We start from the raw sequence: 25,754 nt of genomic DNA on the forward strand, positions 1-25,754 counted from the left end.
TCCAGAGTGAGTACTCCGCTGGGCTGTTGGACTTCCACGGCGCCGTGGTTCCCGCGGCCTAAGCTGCGCCGAGCATTGGCCCAAACTTGTGTCGGTCTGCCAGCCGTGGATCCTCACGATCCGGAACAACCAGCACAGGACCCTTGGCGTGGTGGAGGACGCCGTCCGAGGTGGATCCGAGCAGCATGCCCGCGAACCCGCCGCGGCCGCGTGTTCCCAGAACCACCAGCTCGACGCTGCGGCTGATTTCCACCAGCACGTCCACCGGTGAGCCGTCCCGGAGATCCGTCTCAATGGGAAGCTGGGGGAAGTGGCTCCTGAGCCAGGCAACACCGGCGTCAAGCTGCACCCTGATGTCCGCAAAGAGGGCATCGCGGTCCAACGGAGCCGGCACCCAGGCCAGGGAACCGCTGTACTGCGGCACGGCGCAGATGACGCGGAGCTTGGCACCCATACGCTGCGCTTGCTCGGCCGCTTCGAGCACTGCCACGCGGGCTTGCTCGGAGCCGTCGACGCCCACTGCGACTACGTTTTCCACCGCGCGGGGACCAGCCTTGGCGTGCTCGGCCTTGATGTGCTTGTCTTCCGTGCTTTCGCCGAGACGGTCGGCGCAATACAGCGGGACCGTGACGGTGGGGCATTTGGCGTGGGCAGGCAATGCGCTGCTGACAGATCCCAAAAGGCGTCCAACGAAGCCGCCGCGGCCCCGGCTGCCGAAAACGAGGAGGGCGGCATCTGCCGATAGGTCCAGGAGGACACCGGCAGCGTCGCCGTTCTCCACGGAAGCGTCAACCTCGATGGCATATCCGGAGATCTTGTCCATAGCCTGTTTCACGATCGCGTCCGCGCCTTCGCGGATCACCGAATCATCCACAGTTGCGTAGCCGCCATCCAGCCCTGATGCGGCAAAGATGGGTACGGAGTAGGCCGTCACGATGTGCAAGGGCAGCTGTCGGCGTTCGGCCTCACGCGCTGCCCACACCAGCGCACACTGCCCGTGCTCTGAACCGTCAACTCCAACGACAATGCCACCTGGCGCCACTGCCTGGTCCTGGCCGTCCTGTGGCTCTTCATTGTGCCTGCTGTGCTGGTCCATGGGGCCCGCCTCTCCACCTGCTGCTTGATGTTCCGGCCATTCTGCCAGAGGTTCTCCGGCTCGGATTCCCTCCTGGCGTCATTGTCAATGGCCGGGGCAGAAGGAACCTGGAGATTCCTTCTCCCAATGCCCACTATTCTCGGTCGGCAACGCCGAATCAAGGTGACTTTGGGCTATGTGTATAACGGTCCGGGTTCGGTTGCAGGGTGCGCATTTTGCGCTGGAGATGAACAACGCGAACACGCGGACTCAGGAGGCTATCCATGGCAGAAAAAGTTCGGTAGTGTTCGAGTCACCGAATGGCCGGCAACCGTGTTCCACAGCACACTCCGGCCATTTATTGCGGCCGCTTGGGGAACTCGGACGCGACCCCATGCGATGCCTAATGGCACACACGTCAAGGAGGAACCAAGCAGTGTCACTCACGCCTGATTCCGCCACGGAACGCACCACCACCGTGGTTATCGGAGCCGGCCTGTCCGGCTTGGCAGTTGCCAGTGAGCTCAGCCGCTACGGCGTGGGCTCCATAGTGGTGGACGGGTTCGGCACGTTGTCCGCAAGCGGCCCGTCAGTCCACACTGGCATGCTCCAACGCTGCGATGCAGCCGATCCCGCAGCCATGCAGGAGCGTAACGAGATCCTCCGCCACCTGCGGAACTACGCCGCAAGCCATCACCTGGATGTCCGCAGCACCACACGGGCTGTCCGCCTCGATTTCCTTGGCTCCGACCCTTCCCAACAGATCGGCTATGGACTGGCCGCCAGCATGACCACTGCCGGGCTCAGGACGGGGCTCCACGCCTCCGGTCCCCTCGAGTCCACCCGCCGCCAGTGGGCCGTCCACACTGCCAACGGTGTTCTTCTGGCCGACCATATTGTGGTCACGCGCTGCGCGCAGAGCCAATTGCGCCGAATGCTGGCGGAACTCGGCATAGCGATCGGCCAGAACCTGGTGGCCGCAATGCGGGCCGTCGGGATGCACCTTGTAGGAGTCGGCGAGCTGATTACGCCCACACCAAAGGAAGTACTTCGGCAGGCAAAGGCTGTAGGCCAGGCCATATCGTCCAAGGTGGCCCTCCCGGCAGGACCGGGCATCGCCACCGCCTAGCAGATCAAACCTGGCTGTGAACTATTCCGCACATAACTTAACGCCAAAGGCCGGTGCCCTCGAAGACGAAATCTTCGAAGGCACCGGCCTTTGGACTGAAGCGTGAGGCTTATGCGCCAGCGCGAACGTAGGTCAGGGGACCCGTTGCGGTCAACCAGCTGATCGGGTGGATGCCCGTCTGGTTGCCGTTGATGCCACCGCTGATGGCCTGGCCGTTGCCGATGTAGATGGCGACGTGGCCGGACTGGACGATCATGTCACCGGGCTGGGGTGAGCTGACAACCTTGCCGTAGTTCATGAACTGCATGGGACCGAGGTCGCCAACGGGGATGCCTGCGGAGCCGAGTGCGCGCTCCACCATGGCGGTGCAGTCCTGCATGATGCCGATCTGGGCGTAAGCCGAGGCAACCATGGCGGCATTGACGCCACCAACGGCCGGGGCAGCAGCAGCCGCAGGAGCGGGAGCAGCAGCGGCCGGAGCGGCAGCAGCAGCCTGGGCAACAGGAGCCTTTGCGGCGGCAGTGGTGACTGCTGCCTTCTTGGCGACGGGAGCCGGAGCAACCGGTGCAGGCTTCTCGATAACCGGAGCTGCAACGGAAGCAACAGCGGGGCGCTCGAAGTTGACGGTAGCCGTAGCCAGGGCGGTAACAACCTGGGTGGGAGCGTCGGCTGAAACGGTCTCAGCGACCGTCGCCGGGCTGGAATCCCGCTGAACCGGAGCTTCAGCAGCGTGGGCTGCAATGGAGCCGGTCAACACAAGGCCCGAGGCTGCTGCGATAACAGCTGCCTGGCGGCCAGCGCCGGAAGCGTTGCTGGCAACTGCCTTGGAGATGGAGATGAACGGATTAGGACGTACGCTGTCCGCCTTACGACGGCCGCGAAGAATGCGTGAAGACATGAAAGAGCCTCTCCCGATGCCTGCGAGGTTAGCTGTCGGATTCGGATGGGAGTCACCCGGCCACTATCTCCCGCTGTTCAGCGGAAGCATCGTGACTTCACCCCAAGGCACGCTCGAAAGCGGCCTAAAATGGGTTCCCCGTCTCTGCCGTAAGGTTTGTCTGCGAACGGATTCCGGACTGCGGCAGAGCTAGGCAATCAGGCCGGAAGTGCCCGCTACGTGGAACAGGCACAGGTACCACCGTACGCGATGATCACGCGGAAGTCACATTTAAGTAACGAGAAGTACGCTCCTGGCGTGTCGCAGTAACCGTTTCGAGATCTTCGCAGCTACGTAGAAAACCGCGTTATTCCGCGGGAGAATCGCCATCAGGGTTGTTCGAAGCAGCGAGTTTCCTTCGGGCGGTAACGGCCAGAAAAATAACGAGACCAACAGCAACAACCGCCAGGCCCACGATGCTCCATGGGAAGGGCTGGGAGGCGTCGGCCGCGGGCTCGCTGTTACCGGTTCCCGGCGCTGCGGTGCCCGGGGCCGCGGTTCCCGCCGTCGGCACCGCCGCTGAAGGTGTCGAAGCGGACGGAGAGGCTGCCGCCGAGCCGCTGGTCGTCATGCTTCCTGCGGTGGCCGTGAAGGTAAAGGTGCCCTCGATGGGGTGCGAATCGCTGCTGACGACGCGCCAAACCACCGTGTATTCGCCGGCCGGAGCGCCTTCGCGCAGCTTCTGGACGGCCTGGTTGTCGATGATCTCCACCGGGCCGTCGGCCCAGTTTTCGCCACCCGCCGTGACCGTCACGCCCGAGCCGATGGCGAGCGGCCGGTTGTTGAACGTAATGGAGACCGACGCCGGGACGTCCGTGACGCTGCTGCCATTGGCCGGCGTCGTGGATTCAGCGACGTCGTGGGCGGACGCGGGTGCCGCAGAAAACAGCAAGGCGGACGCGAAGGCAAGAGCTGCGACGACGGCGGCCAGAAGCGGGCGGATGGTACGCATGGGGCGGTTTCTCCTAGTGTTGGCTTCCTTACAGACTAGGCGAATCGTCCGGAGCGCCCGTACCGGACCGCATAGGATTTGATGGCACACTCCCACCGATCCCCGGAGTCCTTCATGCTTAAGCAAGGTTCTGCAGTAGACCGCTACTTCAAAATTACTGAACGTGGATCCACGTACTCGCGGGAAATTCGTGGCGGCTTCGCGACGTTCTTCGCCATGAGCTACATCGTGGTGTTGAACCCGCTGATTCTCTCCGGGGCGGATTCCAGTGGGGCATCCCTCGGCTTCACGGCCGTCGCAGCCACCACGGCCTTCGTGGCGGGCATACTGACCATCCTCATGGGTGCGTGGGCCAAGCACCCATTCGCCGTTGCAACCGGACTGGGCGTCAACGCCTTCGTTGCCGTCACGGTCGCCTCGCACCCGGAGCTCACCTGGCCGGACATGATGGGCCTGGTGGTCCTGTCCGGCATCACCATGCTCATCCTGGTGCTGACCGGTTTCCGTACTGCCGTGTTCAAGGCCGTGCCGGAAGCCCTGAAAACGGCGATCGTGGTGGGCATCGGCCTCTTCATTGCGCTGATCGGCCTGGTCAATGCAGGCTTTGTGCGCCGAATCCCCGACGCCGCCGGCACCACGGTCCCCCTGGGCCTGGGCGTGGACGGCAAGCTCATGGGCTGGCCTACCTTGGTGTTCGCAGTGGGCCTCATCCTCACCATTGCGCTGGTGGTCCGCAAGGTCCGCGGCGCCATCCTCATCGGCATCGTGGTCTCCACGGCACTGGCAGCCATTTTGGAATTCACCCTCCACATCGGCCCCAGCTTCGACGGCAAGAACGTCAACCCACGCGGCTGGTCGCTCGTGGCGCCCACCCTCTCTGAGTGGGGCGCTCCGGACCTGTCCCTCATCGGCAAGGCCAATCCGTTCGGCGCCTTTGAGCACCTCGGGTTCATCGCAGCGGCCCTACTGGCATTCGTGATCCTCCTGAGCATCTTCTTCGATGCCATGGGCACTATGGTGGGCCTGGCCAACGAGGCAGGAACCGTGGACAAGGACGGCAACATCCCCAACGTGGACCGTGTCCTGCAGGTGGATGCCCTTGGCGCGATCGTGGGCGGCGGCGCTTCGGTTTCCTCCAACCAGATCTTTGTTGAGTCCGGCGCCGGCATCGGCGAAGGCGCCCGCACCGGCCTCGCCTCGATCGTCACCGGCCTGCTGTTCCTGGTGGCGATGTTCTTCACGCCCCTCATCAACCTTGTCCCCTTCGAAGCCGTAGCCCCGGCCTTGGTGGTTGTGGGCTTCATGATGGTTTCCCAAGTGGGCAAGATCGATTGGCAGGACTGGGGCGTCGGCATCCCGGCGTTCCTGACCATCTCCCTCATGCCGTTCACGTACTCGATCGCCAACGGCCTCGGCGCCGGCTTCATCTCCTACGTCCTGATCCGCACCTTCCAGGGCCGCGCCCGCGAAGTCCACCCGCTCATGTGGGCTGTGGCCGCTGCGTTCCTGCTGTTCTTCGGCATTGGAACCGTGGAGGAACTGCTGGGCGTCAAATAGGCATTCCGGTATTTCAGACACTCCGGACCCGGAACTGCTGGTATTGGCAGTCCGGGTCCGGTGTGCTTAAAGCATGCAAACCAGCACCATCACTGTAGATGTCAGCCCCTCGCCGTGGACCGGCCGTTTTGACGGCGACGACGTAGAGCACCGGCGATGGTGGCAAGCCGTAACACCCCACACGCCCGCCGCGTCAGCCGCAGCCGCGCGCCCCGCCGTCGTGCTTGGTTTTTGCAGCGACGCCGGAGTCCTCCGCAACCAAGGCCGGGTGGGTGCTGCTGCGGCTCCCGCCGCCATCCGCAAAGCGCTGGGTCCCATGGCTTACCACCTCCAGCGGGACGTATACGACGCCGGCGACGTAGTTGTGGAGGACGACTCACTGGAAGCGGGTCAAGAGCGTGCCGGACGCGCCATTACGGAACTGCTCGACACCGGAAACCTCACCGTGGTGCTGGGTGGCGGACACGAGACTGCCTTTGCCAGTTACCTTGGCGTGGCCGGTTCTGACGCGGTCCGCGGCAAGCGGCTTGGTGTCCTGAACCTGGATGCCCACTTTGACCTTCGTGACGAGCCCGCACCAAGTTCGGGTACGCCGTTCCTGCAGATGGCCCACGCAGAAGCCGCCGCCGGCCGTGAACTGCAGTACGCCGTCGTCGGAATTTCGGAGCCGAACAATACGCGCACCCTCTTCGACACCGCCGATCGCCTGGGGGTGAAGTACCTGCTCGATGAGCTGTGCACGCCGGAGGCAGTGGAGATTTTTGTTGCCGATTTCCTGGCCGGCGTGGACGTGCTGTACCTGACCATCGACCTGGACGTGATGCCTGCGTCCGTGGCGCCCGGGGTCAGCGCACCCGCAGCCTATGGCGTGCCTTTGCCGGTGATCAGCGCGGTCTGCCGGCAGGTTGCTGCGAGCGGGAAGCTCCTGCACCTGGACATAGCGGAGCTGAACCCGGAGTTTGATATCGATCACCGCACCGCGAAAGTGGCTGCCCGACTGGTGAACGCCCTGCTCGCCTAGCGTTCCCTTTTCCAGCCGCCTTCCTCCGCCTACTCTGTGGGGAGGGAAGGATGGCGATGCGCGGAACTCCTGTGCAGGACAAGTGGGCTTGGGTGGCAGGGCCCATAGCTGTGGCTCTGGGACTCGCAGCGCACATGCTCGCGGGCGGCAGCGCTCCCGCCATACCTGTCCTCCTGGCCTTCGCCGCGTTGTGTGCGCTCGCCGCCCAGCTCATTTCCCGCTGGGTCCACGGACCGCTGCTGCTGCTCCTCCTTTCCGGCTTGGCACAGCAGCTGCTGCACTTCGGCTTCGAAGCTTTCGGAGGGTACTTTCCCGGCAGCGGATTTCTGGACCACCTGCACGGCGGCCCGGTCTTGGGGGATGTGAAGGCCGGGGATATGCCAACCGGGACCGCATCCGGTGGCGGCGACATACACCTCCTCCTCTACACCCACATGGCGGCTGCGATCCTCACGCTGCTGGTGGCTACGGGAGTGTCGTTCACAGTGAGTCGTGCCAAGACGCCCACAGCTTAACGTGCAGCAACCTTGCGCAACGCCGCGTAGCCCGGCGACTGCCTCCGTAGCGCTGCGAAAGCCTGCGAAATGAACTTTGATCCGGCTGCCCCAAGGCACCTAGTGTCGTTGGCACGTGGTGTACCCGAGAGGCCAGGGAGCTGCCTGCAAAGCAGCGCACGCGGGTTCGAATCCCGCCACCACGTCTGAGAGGTCCCGAGGCTGGAACCGCCTCCCGACGTGGCATGAGATGGCAATGTTTCGCTCCATCATTGCCATCAAATGCCACCTCGCGGGAGCATGGGATGAGGCGCAGGGACTTTGCCGACCGCAACAGCACGGCCGCTCCTTTGCGCAGCGGAGGCGCAGCACCATGTCACCCAGCACTGAGCCGGCGGACGGATTCCTGACCGACTACTACCAGCACGTGGCAGAGGACGATGTCCGCAGCTACACCCCTGAAACGCTGCTGGAACGGGCCCGTTACCACCGGTCTTTGGCTGAGCGGCGCGAGCCCGGGCAGGCCGTGATCGGTGTCCTGCATGAGCCCGACGCCAGCGTGGTCTCGATAGTCAGCGATGACATGCCCTATCTGCTCCCATCAGTCACCGCCGAAATCGCCCGGGACACCGCATCCATCCGGCTCCTGGTCCACCCCACGTTCACCGTCACCCGCGACCCAGCCACCCACCGCCTGACCACCATCCACAGGGCGCCGCAGCGCATCGGGCTGCCCACCGGCGTTGAACCTTCAGCTGCAGCCATCAGTCCGCAGCTGCCCACCCCACATGATGGGCACGACGGCGGACCGCTCGCCGAAGCGTGGACGGCAATCGAAGTCCCCCGGCTCCCGGACGACGCGGCCGCGGACCGCTTGGTGGGGCGGCTCCGGAGGGTCCTGCTCGACGTGCGGGCGGCCGCCGAGGACCATGCTGCCATCCAGGAGGAATTGGCCTGCGAGGTGGAGGCCTTGGATGAGGTGAGAGGCTCGGGCCCTGTAGCCCGGGAGGCCCGGGAGGCCCGGGAACTGCTGCAATGGCTGGGTGAAGGGAACTTTGTGTTCCTCGGGTATCGCGGACGCCGGAGGCTGGGCGTGCTGCGGGACCACGAGGAGGTGGACCACGTGGACAAGGTGGACTATATGGACCGCGAAGAGCCACCCGGAGGTGGACCCCACGGGAAACCCCGGCTACTCACCCTCACCAAGTCCACCCAACGCTCCACAGTCCTGCGCCGCGCATACCTTGACGAAATCACGGTGCAAGCAGCCGGGACAACGGAACAAGGCGCCGGCGAACAGAGCAACGCCAGGCACAGCTTTGTGGGGCTCTTCTCCCCCAGTTCCACGTCACATTCAGCCCTGCAGATTCCCGTCATCCGTGACACGGTAAAGGAAGTGGTCAGGGCGTTCGGCTACCCGCCCGGATCGCATCACGGCAAAGAACTTCTGGCTGTGATCGAGGGGTATCCCCGCGATGAGTTGTTCCACATCGATTCCGGGCAACTGGCTGACCATGCCCGCGAGATCCTGCGCCTCCAGGAGCGTCACAGCACCAGGCTGTTTCTCCGTCCGGACTCCTATGGACGGTTCATGACAGCGCTCGTGTTCCTGCCGCGCCATCGGTACAGCACGGCCGTCCGGCTCAGCATTGAACGTGAACTTCGCGAAGCCTTCGGTTCGGACGCCATCGAATTTGAGCTTCGTTTGGGCGAGTCCGCCATGGCCCGGGTGTTCTTCCGGGTGCTGTTGCCGCAGGCGGTTTCGACTCCCGGCGGGACGCCCGGCGTCGTGGATGCCGCAATCCTGGAGCCTCGGATCATCGCCGCTACCAGGACCTGGGCACAGGGCCTGGCTGAGGCGCTGCAGGCGCGCTATCCCTCGGAAGAGGCGGCGCGGCTCTCCCGTGAGTGGGCCGCCGCGTTCCCGGCCAGCTACAAGGCCGACTTTGAGGTGGAGGACGCTGTTGAGGACATCTCGGCGTTCGAGAGTTTCCCGGCCGCCGACGACTTGGAACCCGATCCCCTGCTGACCGTTTATACACGGCCCGGCACCGCCGTGCTCACCGAGGACGCCCGGATCCGGCTGTATCTGACCCGCCCCAGAAGCCTCACCCAGATCCTCCCGTTCTTCCACAATCTCGGCTTGAAAGTCCTGGACCAGAGGCCTTTTGACATGCAGCGTGGAGACGGCAGGCAGTTCTTCCTGTACGACCTCGGGCTCAAGTACCCCCGCGGCGTGGATCCCCTGAAGACGGGCGGATTGCTGGCGGGCGCGTTCTGCGCCGCCATGCGGGGCGACGCGGAGTCCGACGCTTTCGATGCGTTGGTCATCAAGGAGGGCATCGGCTGGCGGAAGGTGTCCATTCTGCGCGCTTACGCCAAGTACTTACGGCAATTGGGAAGCACCAACTCGTACGGCTTCATCGCAGACACGCTCTGGTCCAACCCCCGGGCAACACATGCGCTGCTGGAACTCTTCGAGGCGAAGTTCAACCCGGACCGTTACGCACCGGACCTGTTTGATCCTGAGCTCAACAACCGTTCCGGTGTCACGTCCCACGGCGACGTTTTCGAGGAGGGCACCAGCGGGCTAAGTCATCGGACGCAGGCAATCCATACCGCCAGGGCCGTCCTTGCCGAAGCCATCGACGCCATCCCGGTCCTTGACGCCGACCGTCTCCTCCGGACGCTCGCCAGCTTGGTGGAAGCGACCTTGCGCACCAATTTCTACCTGGACAAGCCGTACATCAGCATCAAACTCGATCCCTCCGGCCTCCCGGCGGCCCCACCGCCGCGGCCTCGGTTCGAAATTTGGGTTTACTCACCACGGGTTGAAGGGGTCCATTTGCGTTTCGGTCCGATCGCCCGCGGTGGCCTCCGCTGGTCAGACAGACGCGAAGATTTCCGAACCGAAATCCTGGGGTTGGTAAAGGCGCAAACGGTCAAGAATGCCGTGATTGTTCCTACCGGGGCCAAAGGTGGCTTCTTCCCCAAGCGACTCCCCGACCCGGCGGAGGACCGCGCTGCCTGGCTCGCGGAGGGCCAGGAAAGTTACCGGACTTTCATCCGCGGACTGCTGGACGTCACGGACAACCTGGTACCGGAACCCGACGGCGGCAGCAACGGTCGCGTCATCACGCCACCGCGGGTGGTGCGGCATGACGGCGACGACTACTACCTGGTGGTCGCGGCAGACAAGGGAACAGCAGCCTTCTCGGACATCGCCAATGCCGTTGCGGAGGAGTACGGTTTCTGGCTCGGGGACGCCTTCGCATCGGGCGGATCGGTGGGTTACGACCACAAGCAGATGGGCATCACCGCCCGGGGCGCATGGGTGTCCGTTCGGCACCACTTCAGTGAGCTCATGATCGATTCCAGGGCCGAAGACTTCACTGTGGTGGGCATCGGCGACATGAGCGGTGACGTTTTCGGCAACGGCATGCTCCTGTCCAACCACATCAAATTGGTCGCCGCCTTCGATCACCGGCACATCTTCCTGGACCCCACACCGGACCCTGCTGGATCCTACGCGGAGCGGGAGCGGCTCTTCAGGCTCCCCCGCTCCAGCTGGGCCGACTACGATCCCGCCAAGCTGAGCCCGGGAGGCGGTGTTTTCGCGCGGACGGACAAATCCATCCTGATCACCGACGAGGTCAGGCTCGCGCTGGGTTTGGATGAAGGTGCAGAGCCCATGGATCGGTTGGCAATGAGTCCGCCGGAACTTCTCAGGGCGATCCTCATGGCGCCGGTGGACCTTATGTACAACGGCGGAATTGGCACCTACATCAAGGCGTCCACGGAGTCCCATGCCGACGTCGGGGATAAAGCAAACGACGCCATCCGCGTCGATGGCAACAAGCTCCGCACCCACATCATCGCCGAAGGCGGCAACCTGGGCGTCACGCAGCGCGGCAGGATCGAAGCTGCGCTGGCGGGCATCCTGGTGAACACCGATGCGATCGACAATTCGGCGGGCGTGGATTGCTCGGACCACGAGGTGAACATCAAGATCTTCCTGGACCGCATGATTTCGGCAGGCAGGATGACCGCAGTTGAGCGGACGGCATTCCTGCAATCCTTGCAGGCGGAAGTAGGCCGGCTGGTGCTCAAAACCAATGATGACCAGAACGTCCTGCTCCTCAACGACAAGCAACTGGCCGTGGAGTGGAGCCCCAGCTTCGAAAGGACCATGGACTGGCTGGAATCCGTAACGGACCTGGACCGGGAACTGGAGTCCCTCCCCAGTAACGGTGAACTGCAGGCGCGCGTTCTCACGGGCAAGGGTCTGACCACTCCCGAGCTCGCCGTGCTGGCCGCCTATGCCAAGATCGAGCTCGCACGGGAGCTCACGGAAGGCGGACTCGCTGATGATCCGTGGTTCTCGCAAACACTGCGCGAGTACTTCCCCAAGCAGGTCGCGGAGCGGTTCGGCGAACATCTTTCAACGCATCCGCTCCGCCGGCACATCGTTGCCACCGTGGTGGCCAACGACATGATCAACATGGGCGGCATCTCCTTCGCTTTCCGGGCAATGGAGGAGACCACGGTGTCAGCAGCCGCCGTGGCACGCGGCTTCGTGGTGATGCGGAAGGTCTGGGATCTGGACTCTGTCACCCAGGCAATCGCCCAACTGCCAGCCACTACGCCCAGCGAGCACGGTGCCGCAGTGGCCCTGGACATGCGACGCCTCCTGGACCGGTCGGTGCGCTGGTACGTCACCCATGACTTCCGCGATAAGCCCCTTTCGGATGCTTTGGCCCGGCTGGAGCAACCGATGTCCCTGATGCGGGCCAACTTCACGAGTTTCCTGCACGGCATCAATTTGGCGCACTCCCAGAAGCGGCTCGCCCACACCGATGCTGTCGGCCTGCCCCACAGTTTGGGAATCCGCGCATCTGAGCTGCTGGTCAGTTACGGGCTGCTGGACATCTCGGCCATCGCAGAGGAACTCCAGGAGCCGGCGGACGCCGTGGCGGAGGTCTACTTCGCCGTCTTCGAACGGATTTCCGCCATCCCGCTGCTGGAACACATCACCATGCTTCCGCGGGACACCCATTGGGAGTCCCTGGCCCGGGCTGCGCTTAGGGATGACATGTACCTGGTCCTCGCCGACATGACCAAAGCGGTGGTCCAGCATACTCCGCGGTCCCCGGTGGCCGCCGATCCTGTGGAACGGATCGTGGATTGGGAGCACGGAAACATCGAGCAGTTGACGCGGGTCCAAGAGACCATCCGGGAGGCCATCAAGCCAGGTCCGGTGGATATCGCTGCTCTTTCAGTAGCAGTAAAACTCCTCCGTGCCATGGTTCGGAGATGAGACGCAGGTCACCTGGCTGCCAGTCATCTTACATATTTTCGGCGCTCACCACCTATGATTGATGGGTCGCCCTCGCATGCGGCACGTAATAGGAGGCCCCCCAATGACCCCTGCAATGACTGCAGAACGCGAAATTCGCCTGTCCTTCTCGAAGGCAGACGAGATCCACGACGGACTCGACCGCGCCGTGGATGCCCTGATCGAAAACGCAGCAGCAGACGCTGCCTGCGGAATTCTGGTGACGCGCCACGAGCCCGGCACCTACACCGTGGCTCTGGACGAATCCGTTCCCTTCGGTCAGACCCGCGAAGTACTCGCCGCCTGATACCCCAACGTATTTCCGGCAGCGACGCAAAACCGGGGCCCGCTCCTTTCCGCATCTACTACCCGCGGAAGGGAACGAGCCCCGGTTTCTGTTAAACAAGTATCTCTGCGGTACCTCCGCCTATGCCCGGCGGAGAGTCACGCCGTCGGACTTCATGAACAGTTCCTTGCCCTCTTCGGTAACGCCCGGGCCGGAGTGCTCAAGCCACACCACGTTCCCGCTGCTGGAGATTTCCTCGACCCTGCCGGTGGCAATCACGTGGGCATATTTGACCACTTCCACCGCCTCGCCAACGTTCAGCGTCTTCCAGTCGGAAACCGTTGCCGAGTGAGCGCTTCGCCTGGACAGGACTGCTCCGCGTGCCTTCATTGAACTTCTACCCCTTTGTGGATGTTCTCTGTTGTGTATTGAGTTGTTAACGGTTGACCGTCAAGCCCACAACACCGTTGTTGTGGACGTGACGTACACCATAAGTTCTACTACATTTGCCACGCCCCGGCGCTTGCGTTGCGAACAAAGACCGGGGCGTGACAAAGATGCCCATCAAATGAGCGTTTTATTCGACGTCAGGCCAAAATCCCGACGGCGGATTCGGCGGCCGCGCGGACCGCCCCGGAGCCGACCAAACGGTCAGCCGCCTCCAGTTCCGGCGACAGGAACCGATCGGCGCCCGGGCCCTGGACTACTTCACGAAGCACCTCAAGCACTGCCGTACCGGCAGGACCCGGGGTGAGTTCGCCGTCGGACATTTGCGTCCGCATGTCAATGGCGCGGGCGCTGGTGACAAGCTCGACGGCGAGCACGCGGCGAAGATTCTCCACGGCCTTGCGCAGCTTCCGGGCAGCGTGCCAGCCCATGGACACGTGATCTTCCTGCATGGCGGAACTCGGGATGGAGTCCACCGATGCGGGCACGGCCAAGCGCTTGTTGTCCGAAACCAGACCAGCCTGCGTGTACTGCGCGATCATCAGTCCGGAGTCAACACCGGGGTCTCCGGCGAGGAAGGCCGGCAGTCCGTGCGAGCGGGCGGGGTCGAGCATGCGGTCCGTGCGACGCTCGGCGATGGAGCTGAGGTCCGCTACGGCGATGGCCAGGAAGTCCAGGACATAGGCCACGGGGGCGCCGTGGAAGTTGCCGTTGGACGTGACGCGGCCATCCGGTAGGACCACCGGGTTGTCGATCGCAGCTGCGAGCTCGCGGGAAGCCACCAGCGCGGCGTGGTCCACGGTGTCGCGGACGGCGCCGGCAACCTGAGGGGCGCAACGCAGCGAGTAGGCGTCCTGGACCTTGGTGTCGTTGATCCGGTGGGAAGCAACAATCGGCGAGTTGGACAGCACGCGGAGCATATTGTCCGCGCTGGCGGCCTGGCCAGGGTGCGGCCTCAGTGCGGCGTGGAGCTCGGGCAGGAACACTTGGTCGGTACCCAACAGGGCCTCGACGCTAAGCGCGGCGGTGACGTCCGCCGTCGCAAGCAGCAAACGGATGTCGGCGATGGCCATCAGGAGCATGCCGAGCATGCCTTCGGTGCCGTTGACGAGGGCCAGGCCCTCCTTCTCGGCGAGGGTGACCGGCTCGATGCCGTGCTGCGCGAGCAGCTCAGCAACAGGTGGCTGGCCAGCGGTTCCGTAGAGTTCGCCGTCGGGACCCGCTGCTTCGCCTTCGCCCATGAGGACCAGGGCACAGTGGGACAGCGGCGCGAGGTCGCCGGAGCAGCCCAGCGAACCAAACTCGCGGACCAGCGGAGTGATGCCGGCGTTGAGGACGTCCACCATGGTCTGCAGAACCACTGGACGGACGCCCGTGCGGCCGGAGGCCAAGGTCTTGGCGCGGAGGAACATGATCCCGCGGACCACTTCGCGTTCAACGGCCGGGCCCATGCCCGCTGCGTGGCTGCGGATCAGCGACTTCTGCAGCTGCGTGCGGAGGTCGTTGGGGATGTGGCGGTTGGCGAGGGCACCGAAGCCCGTGGAGATGCCGTACGCCGGGACATCGCTGGTAGCGAGATCGTCAATGTGGGCACGAACCTTGGCCACGTTGTCCAGGGCATCCTGGGAAATGGTCACCTTGGCATCGTGCCGTGCGACGACGACGACGTCTTCCGGGGTCACGCCACTGGAACCGAGCGTGACGGTGAGTTGCTCGTTGGAGGTAATAGTCATGTTCTTACTTCTCGTTCATGGGGATGCGGACGCCGCGTTCGTTGGCGACTTCGACGGCGCGGTCGTAACCGGCGTCGACGTGGCGGATGACGCCCATGCCGGGGTCGTTGGTCAGGAGTCGTTCGAGCTTCTCCGCGGCGAGGTCTGTGCCATCAGCGACGGAGACCTGCCCGGCGTGGAGGGACCGGCCAATGCCGACGCCCCCACCGTGGTGGATCGATACCCACGTGGCACCGGAGGAAGTGTTGAGCATGGCGTTGAGCAGCGGCCAGTCAGCAATCGCGTCGGAACCGTCAGCCATGGATTCGGTCTCGCGGTAAGGCGATGCCACCGAGCCCGAGTCCAGGTGGTCACGGCCGATCACGATCGGAGCCTTGACCTTGCCTTCTTTCACGAGCTGGTTGAACAACAGACCAGCCTTATGGCGTTCGCCGTACCCGAGCCAGCAAATACGTGCCGGCAGGCCTTCGAATTCCACACGGTCCGCTGCAGCGTCCAGCCACTTGTGCAGGTGGGTGTTCTCCGGGAAGAGCTCCTTGATGGCCTTGTCCGTCACGGCGATGTCCTCGGGGTCACCTGACAGGGCAACCCAGCGGAACGGGCCAAGGCCCTCGCAGAACAAAGGACGAATGTATGCCGGGACGAAGCCCGGGAACTCGAACGCCCGGTCATAGCCGCCCTTGCGGGCCTCGTCACGGATCGAGTTGCCGTAATCGAAGACTTCGGCGCCGGCGTCCTGGAATTCCACCATGGCCTGTACGTGGCGAGCCATGGATGCCTGCGCCTTCTTGGTGAAACCTTCCGGGTCGGCTTCGGCTTCGGTGTGCCACTCATCGACGTTGATGCCCTCGGGAAGGTAGGACAGCGGATCGTGCGCGGACGTCTGGTCCGTGACCACATCAATGGTCAGCTCTCCGGCCTTGTGGCGGCGCAGCAGTTCCGGGAAGACCTCGGCGGCGTTGCCCACGTAGCCGACGGACCAGCCGCGGCGCTCTTCCTTGGCCTTGTTGACCTTGGCTATCGCGGTGTCCAGGTCCGTTTCGACCTCGTCCAGGTAGCGCTTGCCGGCGCGGCGGCGCAGGCGGGTTTCGTCGACGTCGACAATAAGGCACGCGCCGTCGTTCAGGGTGACAGCCAGCGGCTGGGCGCCGCCCATGCCGCCACAACCGCCGGTCAAAGTCAGGGTGCCCGCCAACGGACCTTCGGTGGAACCGGCTGCCGCCGGTGCCGGGTGACGGCCCGTGTTCTGCCTGGCGGCAGCGAGCTTATTTCCGACGGCGGCGAACGTTTCGTACGTGCCCTGCAGGATGCCCTGGGTACCAATGTAGATCCAGGAACCGGCCGTCATCTGGCCGTACATCATCAGGCCCTCGGCCTCGAGGCGGCGGAACTCGGGCCACGTTGCCCAGTCGCCCACAAGGTTGGAGTTGGCCAGAAGTACGCGCGGCGCCCACTCGTTGGTCCGGAATACACCTACCGGCTTGCCGGACTGGACCAGGAGGGTCTCGTCCTTTTCCATGCTTTCCAGGGTCCGGGTGATCGCATCGAAAGCGGCCCAAGAGCGGACGGCGCGGCCCGTACCGCCGTAGACGACCAGGTCATCGGGGCGCTCGGCAACCTCGGGGTCCAGGTTGTTCATCAGCATGCGCAACGGCGCTTCGGTCTGCCAGGACTTGGCCGTCAGCTCCGTACCCCGGGCAGCCTTGACCGGGCGGGCTCCTGTAGTGAAATCGGCGGGTGCCATGGTGGCTCCTTCGTCAGTGGGAAGTGTGTGCTGGAAAGATCTTCTGCTTCTACTAAAGCCCCTTTATCGCGCGGCAGGAACGGCTTTTGGAGTGGTGCTGTCCGGGATTACAGACCCGCCAAGCCTCTCGCATTCCAGCGGCAAAGAGCGCATGCTGGACCCATGGCAACGTTCCGCGTTTCGACCCTTGTCGCAGCACCACCCGAGCACGTTTTTGCGACTTGGACGGATCTTGACCGGTACCCCGAGTGGATCGGCGGAGTCACCCGGGCGGGCGACTTGGTTGGTTCGATTGATGAGCCCGGCAGCCGCTACACCTTGTGGTTCGGGCGGATGGCAAGCCCCACCGAAATCCTTGAGGTTGAGCGGCCTTGGCACATCCGCACCCGCTTTGGCAATGCAATCTTGAAGGGCGAGTCAGATGTAATGTTCACTGCCGAGGGCCACGGCACGCGCATCAACCAGGTGTTCGTCACCCGGGGATTTATCGCTGGAATCTTCGGCCGGCTGTTCGCCATGGGCTCCTACCGCGGCAGCTTCCGGGGCGAGCTTGAGACCTTCCGAAAACTCGTCGAGCGCGATGCCTTGGGGCGGGGCTAGCTAGCCCCCAGGTCGCCCGTGGATCCGGACCGACAATTCGTCTGCCGCTTTCCGGATACGTGAAGCCAGCACCGGCCATTGCTCAGCCGGCACTTTGTCCTCCAAGAACGTGACGGCGACTGCCGCCGTCGGCCATCCAACGTGGTCCGTCACTGCGGCGGCGATGGAGCCGAATCCAGGCGTAATTTCGCCGTTTTCCGTGGCGTAGCCACGCTGCCGCACCTGATCGAGGTGAGACGACAACGCGGAGTATTTCATGATGGGGAACTCCACCTCGTGCCGCGAAGTGAAGGCAGCAGCGTTCGGATACAGCGCCCGGACCTGCGACTTTGGCAACGCGGCCAGGATCGCGCGGCCTGACGCGGTGAGGTGGCTGGGCAGGCGGACCCCGACGTCGGTCACCAGGCTGGGGCGGTTCTTGGCGCGTTCCTCCACGATGTAGAGAACGTCGCGCCCATGGAGCACTGCCAGGTGTGCGCTCTCGCCGATCACATCAACCAGTGACGCGAGCATGGGCCGGCCAAGCCGTGACAAAGGCTCCTGGCGCGAGTATGCGGAGCTGAGTTCGAAGGCGCTGATGCCGAGCCCGTATCGCTGCTCTTCGTGGAGGTGCAGGACGAAGCCGTTGGCCTCCATCACACCCAACAGGTGGTAGACGCTGGATCGCGGCAGGCCCAGTGCCGTGGCAATGTTTGACGCCGCCATCGGGCCTCGTCGCGAGGCCAGCAGCTTCAGGATCCGCAGGGTATTCTCGGCGGCAGGGACTTTGGAAGTGGCCTTGCCTGGTGCCACTGGCGACGTTGTCATGGTTCCTCACTGCTCAGGGTTCGGGACCAGCGGAACAAACGTCTGTCCGGTATCCCGTACTCAAGCGTGCACCCTGAGGTGCCACGCAGCCAACCCGTCGAGCTTGCCCGGTGTCTGGAGTGCCAGACAGTCCCGGCTTGCCCAGGCCACGGGCCGCGGTTGGGGCAGGACCCGGGCTACGGCTTGGGGGCAGCGCCCGCGCCGCCAGGCTTTACAGCTGCCGTCGCTGGCACTGGACCCTTCCGACGCAGCAGGAACGCGATGGCACCGGCAGCGGCCAGGACCAGTGCCGCAATCAGGCCGATGGTCCAACCGCCCAGCCCGGTAGAGGAAACTGCCAAGGGAGCCGCCGCCTCTGGCGACAAAGACTCCTCCGTAGCCGACTCGCTGGGCCACGTCGCAGCCGGCGGGACGTCGACATCTGTGATGTCAGGACGTTCAGCATCGACAGGCTCGCCGTCCGGCGCCTCGCCGGTGACGCCAAGCGCGACGGCGGAACCTGGGGCCTGCGGCCATGGCACCACGGTGGGGGCTGCCTCGAACAACCCGGAAGAGTCAACCCGCGGCACATTCAGGGGAAGTTTACCGCGTGCCTGCTCTGCCTCTGCGGCGGCTTTCGCTGCTTCGGCAACCCTCGCCGCCTCCGCCTGGCGCGCTGCTTCGGCGGCCTTCGCAGCGTCAGCCACCACACCGGCGTCGACTGCTGCCTTGTCAGCCAGCCCGGCGAGTTCGGCGATCATGGCGTCGATCGAGGCAACGTGGGCGGCGGTGGTTTCGTCGCGCTTGGCAGCAGCAAACTGCCCGGCGGCGGCGAACGCCCGAAGGTCAGCCCGGCTGCCCTCCAGCGCCACAGTGGCAGCCGCCCGCCGTTCCGCCCCCTTGTCCAGGGTGGCGTAGGCAAGGATGCGGTTGTCCAGATCTTGCGCAGCAGCGAAACCATACTCAAGGAAATAGCGGACATCTGCGTGGTTGGCAGAGCCCAAGGCAATATCCGCGGCTTTGTTGACGTGACTGCCGCCCTGGGCCAGTAGTTGATAGACCCGCTGACGGTCCGCGCCGAACGCAGACACACCGCTTGAGTCCCGTGCAATGGCTTCCGCGTGGCCCTTGGCCACGAAGTCCTTGATGGCCGAATCCCCACCCACGAGGGCGGTCGCGGCGGCCTTCTTCACTTCAGGTGTGCCGACCAGTGCGAGATCCAGGGCGACCTGCCGGGCTTCCTTGATGAGTGCGTCAAGATCGGCACCGGGAGCGGTGAGGGTCGACAGCAGTCCGGGCAATTCCTTGGCGGCTTTTGCGAAGGCTTCCTTGAACGGCTTCTCGGAAGCCACGCTTGCGCTGTCCAGGACATTTCGCGGAACAGCCTGGGCACTGAGGAGATCACGATCAGCAGTCAGACGTGTCGTGTCTGCTTTGCGGGCGGCCGCGGTGGTGTTTCGTGCTTGCTCCACGGCGGTCTTCGCCCGGTCGGCGACTGCTGCAGCACCGACAGGGTTGGCCTTGACATCGTCTTTGACCTGCTGGAGCAGCGAAGTCACGGCGGTCGCCTCGGTGTGATGGTCTGCGGCGACAAACTGGCCGTAGCGGAGGAAGTCCGCGATTGCCTCAGGGTTGTTGGTATCCAAGGCTGCCTGGGCTCCGAGCGTAACGGCAGCTACGGGGGAATCAGTCAGGTAGGTTACGGCCTCCCGGTCCTGCCCTTGAGCAATATTTCGCCAGCCTTCAAGAACGAACTTCTCCACTGCTTGGTCGCCGGACTCCAGGACCTTCGATGCAGCAGCCTTGATCCGGGGGTTCTCCACCTCAGTGAAGAACGTCGCCGCAGTGCGCAGATCGCCTTTCCACGTCTGGGCCCATCCCACCGAGAGGAAGCCGGCGATGATTGCGGGATCATTCGCCGCCAGGACGTTCTTAGCTGACGAGCGAACATGCGCGCTCCCCCGCTCCGTCAGCTCGGTGACCAACTGCTTGCGGTCCGCTGCCAGCGACACGTCCTGACCGCCGTCGACGAATGCCCGGATCGCATCGCTGCCACCTGCAAAAGCTGTCGCCGCAGCGGCGCGGGTCGCGGGTCCACCCGTCCTCCACAGCTCCAGGACGCCCGCCGCGTCCGACGCCCGCTCCACGTATGGCAAAGGAGCCTGCGACGCGCTGGGAACCTCAAAATCGGGAATGTCGTAAGCCTGGGCTGGGGATGCATAGAGCAAAGACGCGCCAGCCAGAACGGCAACAACGGCAGCGGCCCAGCGGCGGCGGGTGTCACGAAGTACAGAAATCAAAAGTCCCCCATAAGGATGCGGTGGCAGCGCTGAATTCAAGGGGGGCGACGCTGAAAGCGAGGGATGCCTGACCGTATTGATGAGCTGTCCGCGGTCATCATATCCGAACGGAGGCTATGACTTTGACCACCTTCCAAAACCGCCCTGTCCGCCAGGGCAGCAGTGTCTGCGATCAAAGACACCAAACCCCCGTGAGTCCGATCACAAGAGGCCCAAAAGTGATCTGCTGGATAGCGATCCCCTCCCAAAGACGAGAAGGTTTTACTATGCAACAAACCAAGCTGGCCGCGGAGAACTCTGTCCTCCAGGCCGCGGGTACGGCGCTCAACCGAGGCCTGAACGTCCGCCACATCCGCTTCATGGCCCTCGGATCCGCAATCGGCACGGGCCTCTTCTACGGCTCGGCTTCTGCGATTCAGAAGGCAGGCCCGGCCGTCCTGCTGGCCTACATCATTGGCGGCGCGGCCGTGTTCATGGTGATGCGTGCCCTCGGCGAAATGGCTGTCCGACACCCGGTGTCGGGCTCCTTCGGCCAGTACGCGTCCAAGTATCTGGGACCGTTCGCGGGTTTCGTGACCGGGTGGACGTACGTGTTCGAGATGGCCATTGTGGCCATCGCCGACGTCACGGCTTTCAGTATTTATATGGGCTTCTGGTTCCCACAGGTGGACAGATGGATCTGGGTCCTGGCCATCATTCTGTTCCTTGGCGCCATGAACCTGCTCAGCGTGAAGGTGTTCGGTGAACTGGAGTTCTGGTTCTCGCTCATCAAGGTGGTGGCGATCATCGCCATGATCGTCGGTGGTGCGGCGATCGTCGTGTTCGGTTTCCAAACGGGCGACGGCGGTGGCGTGGCACCGGGATTGGGAAACCTCGTGAACCACGGCGGTTTGCTCCCGAACGGTTTCGAGGGGCTCCTGGCCGCGTTCGCAGTGGTGATGTTCGCCTTTGGCGGGATCGAAACCATCGGCATCACCGCGGGCGAAGCCACCAATCCCAAGAAAGTCATCCCGCAGGCAGTCAACACCGTTCCGGTCCGCGTGCTGCTCTTCTACGTACTGACGTTGGGTGTGCTGATGAGCATCTTCCCGTGGAACGAGATCGGCAGCAGCGGCAGCCCGTTCGTGCAGATCTTCGACGGCCTGGGCATCCCGGCCGCACCGCACATCCTCAACGCTGTGGTCATTACTGCCGCGCTCTCCGCTATCAACAGCGACATCTTCGGAGCCGGCCGCATCCTGTTCGGCCTCGCCCAGCAGGGCCACGCACCCAAGAGCTTCAGCAAGATCTCCCGCCACGGCGTTCCGTGGATGACCGTCGTGATGATGGGCGGGATCCTGCTGGTGGGCGTCGTATTGAACGCCGTCATTCCGGAAGATGTCTTTGTGCTCATCGCCTCCATCGCGACGTTCGCCACAGTGTGGGTCTGGGTGATGATCCTGGCGTCGCACGTGGCCATGAAGCGGGAGATCAAGCGCAAGGGGCTGCCGGCGTCGGAATTCGGTTCTCCGCTGTGGCCTGCTGCGTCCATCCTGACCATGGCGTTCATGGCGATGGTCATCGTGATCCTGGGCGTCTTCGAGGACACACGGGTAGCCCTGTACGTGGGCGGAACCTGGCTGGTCCTCCTGTTCGTGGCCTACAAACTGTGGGTCCGCGGGGGCGGCTTGCGCCGGGCAGAACTGGTGGATGAGACGGCCGCCCTACCGGTGGTGAAGGCAAGTTAGTTTGTGAGGCGTGTGGGCTTGTGCCCCGGCAACGGTGGTGCTTTGGATTGGTAGTTATGCCCGGTGGGAGTGCGGACCTGAAGTGTGTGCACGTCACCGGGCATGCTAGCGACGGCCCAACCCGGATTTTCCTTGGTATGGTTGCAGGCTTCGCACAGCCCGGCTCCATTGTGGAGATGTGTGCTGCCTCCTGAATGCCAGGGAATGACATGGTCGATGTGCCGGATGGGCGCGTCGCAGTAGGGAGTACGGCATGTGTTGTCCCGGAGCTGGATGAAGCTCCGCAACCGTTGGGGGAAGAACCGTGCTTTTGAGTCCATAGTCAGGAGCTCGCCACTGCCGGGAGCGGTGTACAGGCGGCGGAGCAGCACTGCAAATTCGCTTCGTTCCGTGCGCTCGCGGCGTTCCGTGCCCTCGCGGCCCCGATGGACCTGATCCTCCAACCCGGAGGGCTCGTCGACAAAAAGCGCCCTTGCCCATTCCGCGGGGACGATTCCGTAGCCATCAAGACGGGCAGGCTCGGAGTCGCCCTGGAAGAGCATGCGATCCGTGATGACGAGGTTGAGGTTGATACCTGCAACACCACCCGGCGTGCCGGTAACGCGTTCGGTCAGGGTGTCTGCCATGATTTGGCCGCGGGTCCGCTCATCCCCACTGGAGCGGACGGAATCAGCCGTCCGGGACAGCGCGGCATAAACGGCCACCCCTTGAGCGACCGGGAGTAGTGCGGTGAGGTACGTCATGGTGTCCGGAGCAGGACGCAGACTGACCGTCCGTTCCGTGGCGGCATGGCTCGCTCGTTGCGCCACTGACCTCGGGTCACGGCGATACGCGGCGGCTCTGGCAGCGGAGATGATGGCCTTGTCTCCGGCCCCGTCGAATGTTCCGGTGTCAGGGGCCAGTTCCTCGTCCACCGCGGCCCGGTCTTCAACGGACAGGCAGGCTGTTTCCTTCACGAGCAACGTAGCCCGCCACTCGTTCAACTGGCCCGACTCCAGCGCTGCCAGGGTCCGCGGCATCTCCATGACCAGCGCCTTGGCGAGCCCCAAGAGCCTTGATCCCTTATGGGGCGACTCGCGTCGCGCCATCGCCACCTGCGCAGCGACGCCCATCCCTCGCTCAGCCGCAGGAACCCCGGCTTGGGCCTGCTCCGCCCGCTGCGCCAGGTCAAATGCCACTGCAGCACGGGCATGCCGGGCGGAAATTGCAGACTTCAACTCCTCAAGATCGCGTATTTCATCGATAAGCCCCGAGCTATCGGAAGCGATCGCAAGCGACTCGAGTGCAAGGACGAGACCCCGAATCCCCATGCCGGCTGCGGGCACTTCAGGAGCAACCGCTGAAGAAGCCAATACACGGTCAGGAAGCGGCGGCGAAGCCAGTGTTGCCCGCTGCGATCGCCGAATTCTGCCCATACAGGCACTCTTCCAGCGACCTTGTCCGAACATCAGACCCAAAGTTGTCTATGTGGAAAACCCATAAACATCTGTGTGACAAGCCCGCCAAGTGACAGTTGGCCTAGAGGGAGGCGGCGGCGGAACGCACGGCCTCGGACAGCGGGGTCGACGGGCGGCCGATCAGCTTCTGGAGATCACCGCTGGTGACCAGCAGATCGCCGCGCGCAATTCCAAGATCAGAGTCGGCAAGGATTTCGGCGAAGGCGTCCGGCACGCCTGCACCCACCAGGATCTGCTGGTATTCGTTGGCGGGCAGATCGTTATAGGCAATCTCGCGGCCGGCGGCGGAGGAAATCTCAGAGGCCAGCTGGTCCAAGGTGAAGGCGTGGTCTCCGCCCAGTTCGTACACCTTGCCAGCCTGGTGATCCGCCACCAGGACAGCGGCCGCAGCCTGCGCGTAATCAGCACGCGTGGCGCCGCTGACCTTGCCGTCTCCCGCACTACCCGCGATGGCACCCTGCGCCAGGGTTCCCTGCAGCTGCTCGGTGTAGTTCTCCAAGTACCAGCTGTTGCGCAGCAGGACGAACGGAACACCGGACTCCTTGAGGAGCTCCTCCGTTGCCTGGTGCTCGGCGGCCAGTTTCATTCCCGTGGTGTCCGCGTTGGCAATGCTGGTGTAGGCCAGCAGTTCCACGCCCTCCGTCTTGGCAGCCTCAATGACCGTGCGGTGCTGCTCAACCCGCTGGCCCACTGCGCTGCTGGAGATCAGCAGAACCTTGGTGGCACCCTTCAGAGCCTCGGCAACGGATGCCGGGTTTTCGTAGTCCATCTCCTGAACCGTGACGCCGCGTTCGGCGAAGTCAGACAGCTTCTCCACCGAACGGCCGGTGGCCACAATGTCCGCCGCGGGGACGTTGCGCTCTAGAAGGGCCTCTACTACGTGGCGGCCAAGCTGTCCGGTTGCTCCAGCGACAACGATGCTCATGGGTGGTTCCTTTCAACGGAAGTTTTGCTCTGTCATGGTGGATAACGAGCCCCACTTCCGGAAACTTCCCAAAAGTTAGTACGCACTTTAAGGTAAGGTACGCACATGAAAGTAAGTGACCTCCCGGCGCCGCTCCCCGCAACCATTGCCGACGGCGTGTTCCCGGCTGGTTGCCCCAGCCGGACGGTGCTGGATCACATCACCAGCAAATGGGGCGTGCTGATCCTGCTGTCACTCTCCGAAGGCGATCAGCGCTGGAGCGAATTGCGCCGCCGGGCCGAGGGCATCAGCGAGAAAATGCTCGCCCAAACCCTCAAGACACTCGAGCGGGACGGGCTGGTCCGCCGTGACGCACAGCCCGTCATCCCGCCCCGCGTGGATTACAGCCTCACCGAACGCGGCCGCGAGCTCAGCACGCTGCTCATTCCCTTGGTGACATGGGCCTTCGACAATGCCGAAGCCATCATCGGCGGCCAGAACTAACCCAGCGGCGCCTTACCTGGCCGACCAGCCGCCGTCCATGGTGTAGCTCGCGCCGGTAACCATGCCGGCGTCGTCGGAGGCCATCCACGCAGCCAACGACGCAACTTCCTCCACCTCCACCAGGCGCTTCACTGCGGACTCCGTCAGCATCACCTTTGCCAGGACCTCGGCCTCGGGAATGCCGTGGAGCCGGGCCTGATCGGCAATCTGCTTCTCCACCAAGGGCGTGCGTACATAGCCGGGGTTGATGCAGTTGGAGGTAACCCCCCGTTCGCCGCCCTCCAACGCGGTGACTTTGCTCAGCCCTTCCAGCCCGTGCTTGGCGGAGACGTAGGCACTCTTGTAGGCGGAGGCCCGGAGTCCGTGGACCGAAGAGATGTTGATGATCCGGCCGAACCCATTGGCGTACATGTGCGGGAGTGCGGCCCTGATGAGGAGGAACGGCGCCTCCAGCATCAGGGCCAGGATCCGCCGAAACTCCGCGGGTTCGAACTCCTCGATGGGCGCGACCCTCTGGATGCCGGCGTTGTTGACCAGGATGTCGCAGTCAAGGCTGAGAGCGGCCAGGGCGTCGACGTCCAAAAGGTCCACTGTCCAGGCCGTGCCGCCCAGCTCATCGGCGAGTGCCGCAGCTCCGGAGGCATCGACGTCGGCCACTACTACTTTCGCCCCGCGGGCGGCGAGCGCCCGGGCACAGGCCGCCCCAATACCGCTCGCCCCGCCGGTCACCAGTGCTTTGCGTCCGTTCAAGGAGTTGTCCACGGAT

20 protein-coding genes, 1 tRNA gene and 1 riboswitch are annotated in these 25,754 nt (G+C 64.0%); of the genes, 10 read left to right on the forward strand and 11 right to left on the reverse strand.

Going from position 1 to position 25,754, the window contains the following annotated elements; genetic code table 11:
• Positions 1–58 precede the first annotated feature (58 nt).
• Entirely contained in the window at positions 59–1,096 is a 1,038-nt protein-coding gene (locus tag ABIE35_RS09040) for a universal stress protein (protein ID WP_354514219.1), read from the reverse strand.
• Positions 1,097–1,481: 385 nt separating this feature from the next.
• On the opposite strand from ABIE35_RS09040, the gene ABIE35_RS09045 reads away from it, so the two are divergent.
• Positions 1,482–2,204 (forward strand): FAD-binding protein, encoded by a 723-nt coding sequence (locus ABIE35_RS09045; RefSeq protein WP_502921376.1) that lies wholly within the window; start codon positions 1,482–1,484, stop codon positions 2,202–2,204.
• A 109-nt stretch (positions 2,205–2,313) separates the two neighbouring features.
• Here the strand turns inward: ABIE35_RS09045 and ABIE35_RS09050 are convergent, their stop codons facing one another.
• Together ABIE35_RS09050 and ABIE35_RS09055 are read right to left on the reverse strand one after the other, a co-directional pair.
• A complete protein-coding gene (locus tag ABIE35_RS09050) occupies positions 2,314–3,102 on the reverse strand; it encodes an NlpC/P60 family protein (protein WP_354514223.1) in 789 nt (262 codons plus the stop codon).
• A gap of 3 nt (positions 3,103–3,105) precedes the next feature.
• A riboswitch (cyclic di-AMP (ydaO/yuaA leader) is annotated at positions 3,106–3,274 on the reverse strand.
• A gap of 174 nt (positions 3,275–3,448) precedes the next feature.
• On the reverse strand, positions 3,449–4,093 hold the full coding sequence (locus ABIE35_RS09055) for a copper resistance CopC family protein (protein WP_354514225.1): 645 nt from the start codon (positions 4,091–4,093) through the stop codon (positions 3,449–3,451).
• 114 nt (positions 4,094–4,207) lie between these two features.
• Here ABIE35_RS09055 and ABIE35_RS09060 point away from each other — a divergent pair, with 114 nt between their 5' ends.
• The 6 genes from ABIE35_RS09060 (at position 4,208) to ABIE35_RS09085 (ending at position 12,807) form a co-directional block, all read left to right on the forward strand.
• Entirely contained in the window at positions 4,208–5,650 is a 1,443-nt protein-coding gene (locus tag ABIE35_RS09060; protein ID WP_354514676.1) for an NCS2 family permease, read from the forward strand.
• A 73-nt stretch (positions 5,651–5,723) separates the two neighbouring features.
• Positions 5,724–6,671, forward strand: a complete 948-nt coding sequence (gene hutG, locus ABIE35_RS09065; protein ID WP_354514227.1) for a formimidoylglutamase — start codon at positions 5,724–5,726, stop codon at positions 6,669–6,671.
• 56 nt (positions 6,672–6,727) lie between these two features.
• A complete protein-coding gene (locus tag ABIE35_RS09070) occupies positions 6,728–7,186 on the forward strand; it encodes a hypothetical protein (RefSeq protein WP_354514229.1) in 459 nt (152 codons plus the stop codon).
• 114 nt (positions 7,187–7,300) lie between these two features.
• Positions 7,301–7,371, forward strand: a tRNA-Cys gene (locus ABIE35_RS09075).
• A 167-nt stretch (positions 7,372–7,538) separates the two neighbouring features.
• Positions 7,539–12,482: an NAD-glutamate dehydrogenase gene (locus ABIE35_RS09080; protein ID WP_354514231.1), complete on the forward strand. Its 4,944-nt coding sequence runs from the start codon at positions 7,539–7,541 to the stop codon at positions 12,480–12,482.
• A 103-nt stretch (positions 12,483–12,585) separates the two neighbouring features.
• Positions 12,586–12,807, forward strand: coding sequence for a hypothetical protein (locus ABIE35_RS09085; RefSeq protein ID WP_089593406.1), 222 nt, complete (start codon positions 12,586–12,588; stop codon positions 12,805–12,807).
• A 120-nt stretch (positions 12,808–12,927) separates the two neighbouring features.
• On the opposite strand, the gene ABIE35_RS09090 is transcribed toward ABIE35_RS09085, so the two are convergent.
• The 3 genes from ABIE35_RS09090 to hutU all read right to left on the reverse strand — a co-directional run bounded on the left by ABIE35_RS09090 (position 12,928) and on the right by hutU (position 16,710).
• Entirely contained in the window at positions 12,928–13,176 is a 249-nt protein-coding gene (locus tag ABIE35_RS09090; protein WP_089593405.1) for a hypothetical protein, read from the reverse strand.
• Positions 13,177–13,373: 197 nt separating this feature from the next.
• Positions 13,374–14,966, reverse strand: a complete 1,593-nt coding sequence (gene hutH / locus ABIE35_RS09095; protein WP_354514234.1) for a histidine ammonia-lyase — start codon at positions 14,964–14,966, stop codon at positions 13,374–13,376.
• A gap of 4 nt (positions 14,967–14,970) precedes the next feature.
• Positions 14,971–16,710 (reverse strand): urocanate hydratase, encoded by a 1,740-nt coding sequence (gene hutU / locus ABIE35_RS09100; protein ID WP_354514235.1) that lies wholly within the window; start codon positions 16,708–16,710, stop codon positions 14,971–14,973.
• A gap of 162 nt (positions 16,711–16,872) precedes the next feature.
• Here hutU and ABIE35_RS09105 point away from each other — a divergent pair, with 162 nt between their 5' ends.
• Positions 16,873–17,310 (forward strand): SRPBCC family protein, encoded by a 438-nt coding sequence (locus tag ABIE35_RS09105; protein WP_354514237.1) that lies wholly within the window; start codon positions 16,873–16,875, stop codon positions 17,308–17,310.
• On the opposite strand, the gene ABIE35_RS09110 is transcribed toward ABIE35_RS09105, so the two are convergent.
• Both ABIE35_RS09110 and ABIE35_RS09115 read right to left on the reverse strand, forming a co-directional pair.
• Positions 17,311–18,117: an IclR family transcriptional regulator gene (locus ABIE35_RS09110; RefSeq protein WP_354514239.1), complete on the reverse strand. Its 807-nt coding sequence runs from the start codon at positions 18,115–18,117 to the stop codon at positions 17,311–17,313.
• A 176-nt stretch (positions 18,118–18,293) separates the two neighbouring features.
• A complete protein-coding gene (locus ABIE35_RS09115; protein ID WP_354514241.1) occupies positions 18,294–20,396 on the reverse strand; it encodes an ALF repeat-containing protein in 2,103 nt (700 codons plus the stop codon).
• A gap of 266 nt (positions 20,397–20,662) precedes the next feature.
• Here ABIE35_RS09115 and ABIE35_RS09120 point away from each other — a divergent pair, with 266 nt between their 5' ends.
• Positions 20,663–22,123 carry an amino acid permease gene (locus ABIE35_RS09120; protein ID WP_354514243.1) on the forward strand — a complete coding sequence of 487 codons (1,461 nt, stop codon included), beginning with the start codon at positions 20,663–20,665 and terminating at the stop codon, positions 22,121–22,123.
• Here ABIE35_RS09120 and ABIE35_RS09125 read toward each other — a convergent pair.
• Both ABIE35_RS09125 and ABIE35_RS09130 read right to left on the reverse strand, forming a co-directional pair.
• Positions 22,120–23,433 (reverse strand): HNH endonuclease, encoded by a 1,314-nt coding sequence (locus ABIE35_RS09125; RefSeq protein WP_354514678.1) that lies wholly within the window; start codon positions 23,431–23,433, stop codon positions 22,120–22,122. The genes ABIE35_RS09120 and ABIE35_RS09125 overlap by 4 nt on opposite strands.
• A gap of 208 nt (positions 23,434–23,641) precedes the next feature.
• Positions 23,642–24,505, reverse strand: a complete 864-nt coding sequence (locus tag ABIE35_RS09130; protein ID WP_354514245.1) for an SDR family oxidoreductase — start codon at positions 24,503–24,505, stop codon at positions 23,642–23,644.
• A gap of 105 nt (positions 24,506–24,610) precedes the next feature.
• On the opposite strand from ABIE35_RS09130, the gene ABIE35_RS09135 reads away from it, so the two are divergent.
• Positions 24,611–24,988 (forward strand): winged helix-turn-helix transcriptional regulator, encoded by a 378-nt coding sequence (locus tag ABIE35_RS09135; protein WP_354514247.1) that lies wholly within the window; start codon positions 24,611–24,613, stop codon positions 24,986–24,988.
• A gap of 12 nt (positions 24,989–25,000) precedes the next feature.
• Here the strand turns inward: ABIE35_RS09135 and ABIE35_RS09140 are convergent, their stop codons facing one another.
• Positions 25,001–25,750: a 3-hydroxybutyrate dehydrogenase gene (locus tag ABIE35_RS09140; RefSeq protein WP_354514249.1), complete on the reverse strand. Its 750-nt coding sequence runs from the start codon at positions 25,748–25,750 to the stop codon at positions 25,001–25,003.
• Positions 25,751–25,754: the final 4 nt, after the last annotated feature.

Origin of the sequence: Paenarthrobacter sp. 4246 (genome assembly GCF_040546855.1) — a bacterium.
In the GTDB taxonomy this organism is placed as follows: domain Bacteria; phylum Actinomycetota; class Actinomycetes; order Actinomycetales; family Micrococcaceae; genus Arthrobacter.

Coding starts and splice junctions, on each gene's coding strand:
- ABIE35_RS09040 (WP_354514219.1), bottom strand. CDS start 1,096: ATGGACCAGCACAGCAGGCACAATGAAGAGCCACAGGACGGCCAGGAC.
- ABIE35_RS09045 (WP_502921376.1), top strand. CDS start 1,482: ATGGCACACACGTCAAGGAGGAACCAAGCAGTGTCACTCACGCCTGAT.
- ABIE35_RS09050 (WP_354514223.1), bottom strand. CDS start 3,102: ATGTCTTCACGCATTCTTCGCGGCCGTCGTAAGGCGGACAGCGTACGT.
- ABIE35_RS09055 (WP_354514225.1), bottom strand. CDS start 4,093: ATGCGTACCATCCGCCCGCTTCTGGCCGCCGTCGTCGCAGCTCTTGCC.
- ABIE35_RS09060 (WP_354514676.1), top strand. CDS start 4,208: ATGCTTAAGCAAGGTTCTGCAGTAGACCGCTACTTCAAAATTACTGAA.
- hutG (WP_354514227.1), top strand. CDS start 5,724: ATGCAAACCAGCACCATCACTGTAGATGTCAGCCCCTCGCCGTGGACC.
- ABIE35_RS09070 (WP_354514229.1), top strand. CDS start 6,728: ATGCGCGGAACTCCTGTGCAGGACAAGTGGGCTTGGGTGGCAGGGCCC.
- ABIE35_RS09080 (WP_354514231.1), top strand. CDS start 7,539: ATGTCACCCAGCACTGAGCCGGCGGACGGATTCCTGACCGACTACTAC.
- ABIE35_RS09085 (WP_089593406.1), top strand. CDS start 12,586: ATGACCCCTGCAATGACTGCAGAACGCGAAATTCGCCTGTCCTTCTCG.
- ABIE35_RS09090 (WP_089593405.1), bottom strand. CDS start 13,176: ATGAAGGCACGCGGAGCAGTCCTGTCCAGGCGAAGCGCTCACTCGGCA.
- hutH (WP_354514234.1), bottom strand. CDS start 14,966: ATGACTATTACCTCCAACGAGCAACTCACCGTCACGCTCGGTTCCAGT.
- hutU (WP_354514235.1), bottom strand. CDS start 16,710: ATGGCACCCGCCGATTTCACTACAGGAGCCCGCCCGGTCAAGGCTGCC.
- ABIE35_RS09105 (WP_354514237.1), top strand. CDS start 16,873: ATGGCAACGTTCCGCGTTTCGACCCTTGTCGCAGCACCACCCGAGCAC.
- ABIE35_RS09110 (WP_354514239.1), bottom strand. CDS start 18,117: ATGACAACGTCGCCAGTGGCACCAGGCAAGGCCACTTCCAAAGTCCCT.
- ABIE35_RS09120 (WP_354514243.1), top strand. CDS start 20,663: ATGCAACAAACCAAGCTGGCCGCGGAGAACTCTGTCCTCCAGGCCGCG.
- ABIE35_RS09125 (WP_354514678.1), bottom strand. CDS start 23,433: ATGGGGATTCGGGGTCTCGTCCTTGCACTCGAGTCGCTTGCGATCGCT.
- ABIE35_RS09130 (WP_354514245.1), bottom strand. CDS start 24,505: ATGAGCATCGTTGTCGCTGGAGCAACCGGACAGCTTGGCCGCCACGTA.
- ABIE35_RS09135 (WP_354514247.1), top strand. CDS start 24,611: ATGAAAGTAAGTGACCTCCCGGCGCCGCTCCCCGCAACCATTGCCGAC.